The organism is Streptomyces sp. NPDC127084 (genome assembly GCF_042724175.1).
Classification (GTDB): Bacteria; Actinomycetota; Actinomycetes; order Streptomycetales; family Streptomycetaceae; genus Streptomyces.
Genome location: NZ_JBHXFA010000006.1, coordinates 66,460 through 72,683 on the forward strand (window position 1 = coordinate 66,460; position 6,224 = coordinate 72,683).

At 71.5% G+C, this 6,224-nt stretch carries 6 protein-coding genes; all 6 read left to right on the forward strand.

Annotated elements, in window-relative coordinates; genetic code table 11:
* Window positions 1-121: 121 nt before the first annotated feature.
* The 6 genes from ACFWI9_RS03040 (at window position 122) to ACFWI9_RS03065 (ending at window position 6,029) form a co-directional block, all read left to right on the forward strand.
* Complete coding sequence (locus tag ACFWI9_RS03040) at window positions 122-382, forward strand: DUF6284 family protein (protein WP_387158668.1); 261 nt, start codon at window positions 122-124, stop codon at window positions 380-382.
* Window positions 379-714 (forward strand): hypothetical protein, encoded by a 336-nt coding sequence (locus tag ACFWI9_RS03045; protein ID WP_387158670.1) that lies wholly within the window; start codon window positions 379-381, stop codon window positions 712-714. The genes ACFWI9_RS03040 and ACFWI9_RS03045 overlap by 4 nt, the downstream gene beginning before the upstream one ends.
* A complete protein-coding gene (locus ACFWI9_RS03050; RefSeq protein ID WP_387158672.1) occupies window positions 714-1,730 on the forward strand; it encodes a DUF2637 domain-containing protein in 1,017 nt (338 codons plus the stop codon). The genes ACFWI9_RS03045 and ACFWI9_RS03050 overlap by 1 nt, the downstream gene beginning before the upstream one ends.
* A complete protein-coding gene (locus ACFWI9_RS03055; RefSeq protein WP_387158674.1) occupies window positions 1,727-1,963 on the forward strand; it encodes a hypothetical protein in 237 nt (78 codons plus the stop codon). The genes ACFWI9_RS03050 and ACFWI9_RS03055 overlap by 4 nt, the downstream gene beginning before the upstream one ends.
* A 163-nt stretch (window positions 1,964-2,126) precedes the next feature.
* Window positions 2,127-3,788 carry a hypothetical protein gene (locus ACFWI9_RS03060; RefSeq protein WP_387158675.1) on the forward strand — a complete coding sequence of 554 codons (1,662 nt, stop codon included), beginning with the start codon at window positions 2,127-2,129 and terminating at the stop codon, window positions 3,786-3,788.
* 201 nt (window positions 3,789-3,989) lie between these two features.
* Window positions 3,990-6,029 (forward strand): FtsK/SpoIIIE domain-containing protein, encoded by a 2,040-nt coding sequence (locus tag ACFWI9_RS03065; protein WP_387158677.1) that lies wholly within the window; start codon window positions 3,990-3,992, stop codon window positions 6,027-6,029.
* Window positions 6,030-6,224 lie beyond the last annotated feature (195 nt).

Genomic DNA, 6,224 nt, shown 5'->3' on the forward strand with positions numbered 1-6,224 from the left:
CGATTTTTGGGGGCGCCCCCCGGGGTGCCCGGCCATTTACACCCTGGTCCGGCGGGGGCCGCCGGGGTCCCCCCCCGCCCCCCGCTGGTGGGCCGTACCTACTGCTAGGGAGACACGACCCGTGAAAATCATCGTTGCACGTCAGACGGTTGTTACCGCCACCGAATCCGACCCTGAGCCCACGGCCGCGGAGCTGGACGCGATCGAGCGTGAGATGCCCGTCATCGTGGCGGAGGTCGAGCTGCTGGATGCGCAGATCACGGTGCTGGACCGTGAGCCGTCGCCGTTGGATGTGCGGCGGATCCGCCGGGCCCGGCGCCGGGTGCTGTCCGCGCGCCGTGCGCTGACAAACCGCACCGTACGTGTTGGCGGTGCGGCGTGAGCACGCAAACGTTCGCACACCTGTCGGCGCCGCTGCTGGCGCTGCGGCAGCTCGTCGTGGAGTTCGGCCATCTGCCGGCGCCGTGCGTGTCGGTGTCGACGATCTACCCGAACGTGCTGGAGCTGGCCCTCCACAACGGGTTCGCCGACTTCGAGGCGTGGCGGGAAGCGCTGGCCATCTGCCCGGACGAGGTTGTTCACCGTGTTCACGGTGACGCGGGCACAGGCGCTTTGGAAGGTCACGCCGTGTTCGCCGGGGTGCGGCTGCGGCTGGTGGCCTACGCCACCCTCGCTACCGGTGAGGCCGCGTCGGCGGGGGCGGGGGCGCCGTGATGAACAGTGTTCAGATCCGTTCAGCGGAGCGTGCGCTGTCGGTGGGGACGTGGACGATCGTGGCGGGGGCGATGCTCTACTCGATCCTCACCGTGACCCCGCTGGCGGCCCGGCACACACCGGATGAGTGGGATTGGACGGCCCCGATCCTGCCGCTGGTGGTGGACGCGGCGGTGGTCATCGTGGTCAAGCTCGATGACGTGCTCGCCCGCCTGGGCGGGCATGGAGGGCGTTGGCCGATCGTGCTGCGCTGGATGACCGGTCTCATGACCTGGGCGCTGAACGTGGCCGACTCGGCGCTGAAGAAGGACTTGGTGGGGGCGGCTGTCCACTCGGTGGCGCCGCTCCTGCTGATCGTCACCGCCGAGACGGGGCTCGCCTACCGGCGCGCGATCACGGCCGCTCTGGCCGCGCTGGAAGCGAAGCATCAGGCGGAGCGAGAGCGGCGGGAGCAGGCGGCCCAAGACCGTGCCGACCGGGCCCGGGCTGAGGCTCGTGAGGAGCGCGAACATCAGGCTGGATTGGCGCGTGAACAGCGGGATCACGAAGCCGCGCTTGCTCGTGAACAGGCTGAACGTGAGGATTCCCGGCGCCGCGAGGAGACCGCCCGGGTGGAGGAGGCGGCCCGGGTGGAGCGAGAGGCCCGTGAACGCCGTGAACGCGAGCGTGAACAAGCCGCCAGGGAGCGTGAACACCGTGAACGTGACGCAGAGCAGCGCCGTGAGGCTGAACGGCTGGAGCGTGCCGCGCAGGCGCGCCGGCAGGAGCAGGAGCGGGCCGAGCGTGAGCGCCGTGAACGCGCCGCGCTCCTCGCAGCTGGGCCTGTGAACGAGAAGCTCCCCGAGCCCGACGCCCGCCGGGTCGTGCACGCGGCGTTCGGTGAGGGCCTGCCGGTACGGACCGCCGCTGATCTGTGCGGCTGGTCGGTCGGCTGGGTCTCCACCCGCTACCAGGAACTGCGCGACAACCGCGCCACGACGGCCGGTGTGCCGGTGCTGGAAGGAGCCCAGTTGTGAAGCTCTCCCCGAACACCACCCCGGTAGAGCCTGCCGGGCTGCTGATCCGGCTGCACAACCAGGTCGGTGCCGCGATCGATGTCACCGGCGACCAGTATGGCCAGACCCGATGGGACTGCCACGGCTGCGGTGACCACTCCGAGCGCCCCGTACGGGACTGGCTTTGGAGCATCCGCACCACAGCGAACGACCACGCAGGCCGGTGCCGGTCCTCCTATCACCGGCTGGCCTAATGGCCGCCCTGCCCGTCTCCCGGTGGCGCCTCTCGCCGGACGGCTACGCCACCCACAACTACGTCTGAACAGCGCCTTCCCCACACAAGCGCAGGACCCGAACGCCTCCCTCTGACCGGCGCATTCGGGTCCTGCTTTTCACTCCGGAAGGAGTGCCTTCAGCATGACCGACACCAGTACAGAAGCAGTAGTGGCCCCCGCCACCGCCGAAGCCCCACCCGCACCGGCGCCTGCACAGGCTGCGGAGAAGGCGGATGAGCAGAAGAACGGCCAGGTAGAGAACGCTCCGGGTGGTTGGCCTGTCGCCCCGCTGGCCCTGTCCGGGGCGAACGCCACGGTCTCCACGATCGCTGCGGCAGGTCTGGCCGGCGGGCCGATCGCCGCGGCGGTCGCCGTGACCGGCATGGTCGTGTTCGGCGCCCTCGCCTCCTACCGCAGCCGCAACCCGCGTCCGAAGCAGGCCGCCCGCCGGGCCGCCGCAGGTACAGCGGCCCGTCAGCACGCCGCACGCCACCGCTCCGCCGGAGTCAGTACGGCTGGGCGGAGAGCCAGTTCAGCCGGTGGTCGTACGGCTGGCGGTTCAGGCAAGGTCCCTGGTCAGAAGCGGCGCGGACCTGGCGCCGGTTCGCGGCGCGGCAGTGCTGGTCAGGGCCGGTCCGGGGCGGGCAAGCACCGCGCTCCGGTCTCTCTGAACAAGCCCGCCGGACTCAAGCACGGCGGCGCTGCTTCGGGTGCGCTGTCCAAGGCAGGGCAGGTCAAGGCACTGCGCAAGGCGCAGAAGCAGGCCGGGAGCTCCCGCGCGCAGAAGCGGGAGCAGACGTCTGCTGCCCGGCGCGCGGTGGCCGACGCTCGCCGCAACACCCCGAAGCCCAACAAGCCCGGTGTCAGTAAGGCGCGGGCGGGGTCGGGTGGTCGGGCGGGCCGGATGCTCAACGGTGCGGGCCGCAAGGCGCGGGCGGGGTCGGGTGGTCGGGCGGGCCGGATGCTCAACGGTGCGGGCCGCAAGGCGCGGGCGGTGAAGCAGGCGGCCATTGCGAAGCAGCGGGTGCGCCGGGATGCGGCTACCGCGCGGAAGGTGTCCGCCGGGCGGTCGAGCGTGCGGAAGGCGCCTGCCCGGCAGGCCGCGCGGAAGGCACTGCGCCGCTCCGCGGCACGGTTCCACGGGCGCCGCGCCCTGGCCGCACTGCTCGCGCTCCCGATCGGTCTCCTCGGGTTCCTGGCCAGTGGGTTGGGCCGGAAGGGCCTGCCCTGGCTGGTCCAACCCGGTCGGCGCCTCTACTGGCGGCTGACCGGCGTGGCCCGCGAGGAGCGTGCCGAGCGCGATACGGCGATCCGCGAGGAACAGGCCGCAGCGGAGGACGCGGCAGAGCAAGAGGCCGCCCAGGACGTCACAGACGGACTCGGGGACCGAGTGGAGCGCCCTGCCGGACCCGTCCCGAACAGCACCGATCACCCGTCATCGAACAGTGAAGGAGAGCACGTGTCCGGGTTCCAGTTCGAAGAGCACGCCGCCGAGATGGAGCAGGCCGCACAGTCCTACGACCCCGAGGACGCCATGGAGATCCTCGCCATGGTCGAGGGGCTCCCGGCCGCGCTCACGTCGGTGGCGAACGTGATGAAGACCCTCGCGGAGCGCGCAGACTCCGAGTTCCCGCTGGAGAAGGAGGTCGCGGACGGCTTCAACGACATCTTCGGCGCCCTCATGTCCGCGGTCGCGGTCGCGGAGGACATGGGGCCGCTGTTCCGCCAGGCCCACGAGCAGGACATCGCCCGTCACGAGGACCCCCGCAACGGCCCCGAGGCCGAGAAGGGCTGGAACGTCTGACATGAGCGCCACCACTGCCGCAAAGAAGAGGAAGCAGGCGGACAGTGGCCCGGTGCTGGACTGGAGCGGGGGGGGGCGGGCCCCCGGCCCCGCCCCCGCGCCCGCCACCCCCCCCCCCCCCCCCCCCCCCCCCCCCCCCCAACCACGCGGAACCAGGCGGACTGTGGCCGGGGGCTGCACTGGCGCCCCGGACCCGCCCCGGTGACCGGCGCCCTGTCCGCGACCACCGGAGCCCTCGCTGTCGCCACCACCGGCGCCGCCACCGGCATGCCACCCCTGTGGGCCATGGCGGTCGGCGGCGCCGGAGCTCTCGGTCACACCGTGGCCGGACTGAAGGTCCGCACCGCGGGCCGCACCCTCGCCTTCAAGGCCGCATCCTGGCTGGTCGGCGCAGGGTGGACCACATGGGCCATGACCACTGGTCCCCTGTCCTGGGCCGCGCTCGGATCGCTCGCCACGATCGGCGTCGGCATGGGTGCCGGCGCCCGCTCCGTCGCCCTCTACGAAGAAGCCCGCGAGGAAGAAGCCCTGGCCGCCGAGCGGCGCCAGGTCGCGCTGGAGATGAGTGCGGAGCGGCGCCAGATCGCTGCGGAGTGGGTGGAGCGGATCCGCCGGATCTGCAACATCACCGTGCGCGTGCTGGCGGTGGAGATGTGGGAGACCGGCAACGGCTACTCCCTGGATCTCGAACCGCAGGGCGGCATCACCTACGACCGCATCGCACAGTACGCCGCGGCCCTGTCGGCGGATGCGAAGCTGCCGCACGGCTGCACCGCCGCGGTCGGCCCCGGCGCCCACCAGGGCCGCGCAATCGTGGACGTCACCACCTGCAACGTCCTCGCCGAGGAACGCGCCTACCCGGAGGACTACAGCCCGCTGTCGATCCTGACCGGCATCCCCTGGGGTTTCCGCACCAACGGTGACGACGTCCTCGCCTACCTGCGCGAACAGTGCGCGCTCGTGGTCGGGCCGACCGGATCGGGCAAGACGAACATGCTCCACACGATCCTGGCCGGACTCGCCCGCGCCGAAGACGTGCTGACCTGGGTGATCGACCTGAACGCCGGATCCGCAGGCCTGCCCTGGGTGCGCCCCGCACTCGGCGGCGAGTTGCAGCAGGCGGACGGTACTCCGGTGTGGCCCGGTGTGGACTGGCTCGCCGGCACCTACGAGGAGGCGCTGAAGCTGCTGGACGCGGCGATCACCATCGGCCTGGCCCGCAAGCGCGCCTACCAGGAACTGCTGGCCAAGCACGACACCGACCTGCTCCCGGTGAGCGCGAAGATTCCGCAGATCATGCTCATCATCGACGAAGGCGCGGAAATCCTGGTCTCCACCGACCGGCGGATGAAGGAACTCGCCAACCGGATCTTGGAGTTCATCCGCATGCACCGCTCCATGGGCGGACGCACGATCATCACCGCGCTCGGGGCGACCGGCAGCGTGCTCGGCAACCTGATGATCCGCCGCGAGGCCAAGGTAAGGGTCGCCCTGACCGGCGGTGAGACCGAGGGCATGGACCTGTCGAAGATGTTCCCCGGACGCCGGGGACTGCGGGTGGATCAGGCGCCGTTCAAAGGCGCCGGGTTCATGGGCACCCCCGAATCCCCCGGGGCGCTGTTCAAGGCGTGGCGGATCAAACCGTCTCAGATCCGCGACATCACCATCGCCACCAGCGACCGGCATCCGCGCCTGGACACGGTGTCCGCGAACGCGGCCGGTGCGGACTACGCGCGGCGGTGGGATACGGAGCGCACCGCGTGGATGCGCGACCTCACCCCGGACACGACCGGCACCGAACAGTCCGCGCCCTCTACGAGCGGTGGGCTGAACCTGTCCGCCCACCGCACCGACCGGGCCGGGAAGGCGGGCGGGGACGATGACTTGTTGCGCCGGTTCCGTGAGGAGATCGACGCCCAGTTCGCCACCGCCCCCGACCCGAACGCCGGGCCCGCGTCCGCGTCCGCGGGGCTGAACCTGTCGGCACTGCGCAAGGAGCCGGAGCAGGACAGCCCCGCACAGCGGGCCGCGCTCGCCGTACTCCTCGCGGCCGGGCCGGACGGCACCGGCGCCTCTGCGATCGCCCGCGCGCTTGGCGACGAGTACGGCACGACCCGGCAGACGGTCGTGGGATGGCTCAAGGCGTGGGCTGAGGACGGCACGGCCGTGCGGGTCGGGGAGGGCACCAAAGCCCGCTACGTCCACCGCGACCACACCCCCAAACCGCCCCCGGGCGAGTAGCGCTTGTCGCTTGTCACCCGCCCCACACGAACACCCACGCTGGGGGTGTCATGGAGGTCGGAAACGGCTTGTGACCTGCGAGGCGACAAGCGACAAGACAAGCAAGGCGACAAGACAAGCGACAAGCCGCACGACAATTCAGACGACAAGCCATCGGGGGGGGGGGGGCGGGCGCGGGGGGTGGGGGTGGGGGCC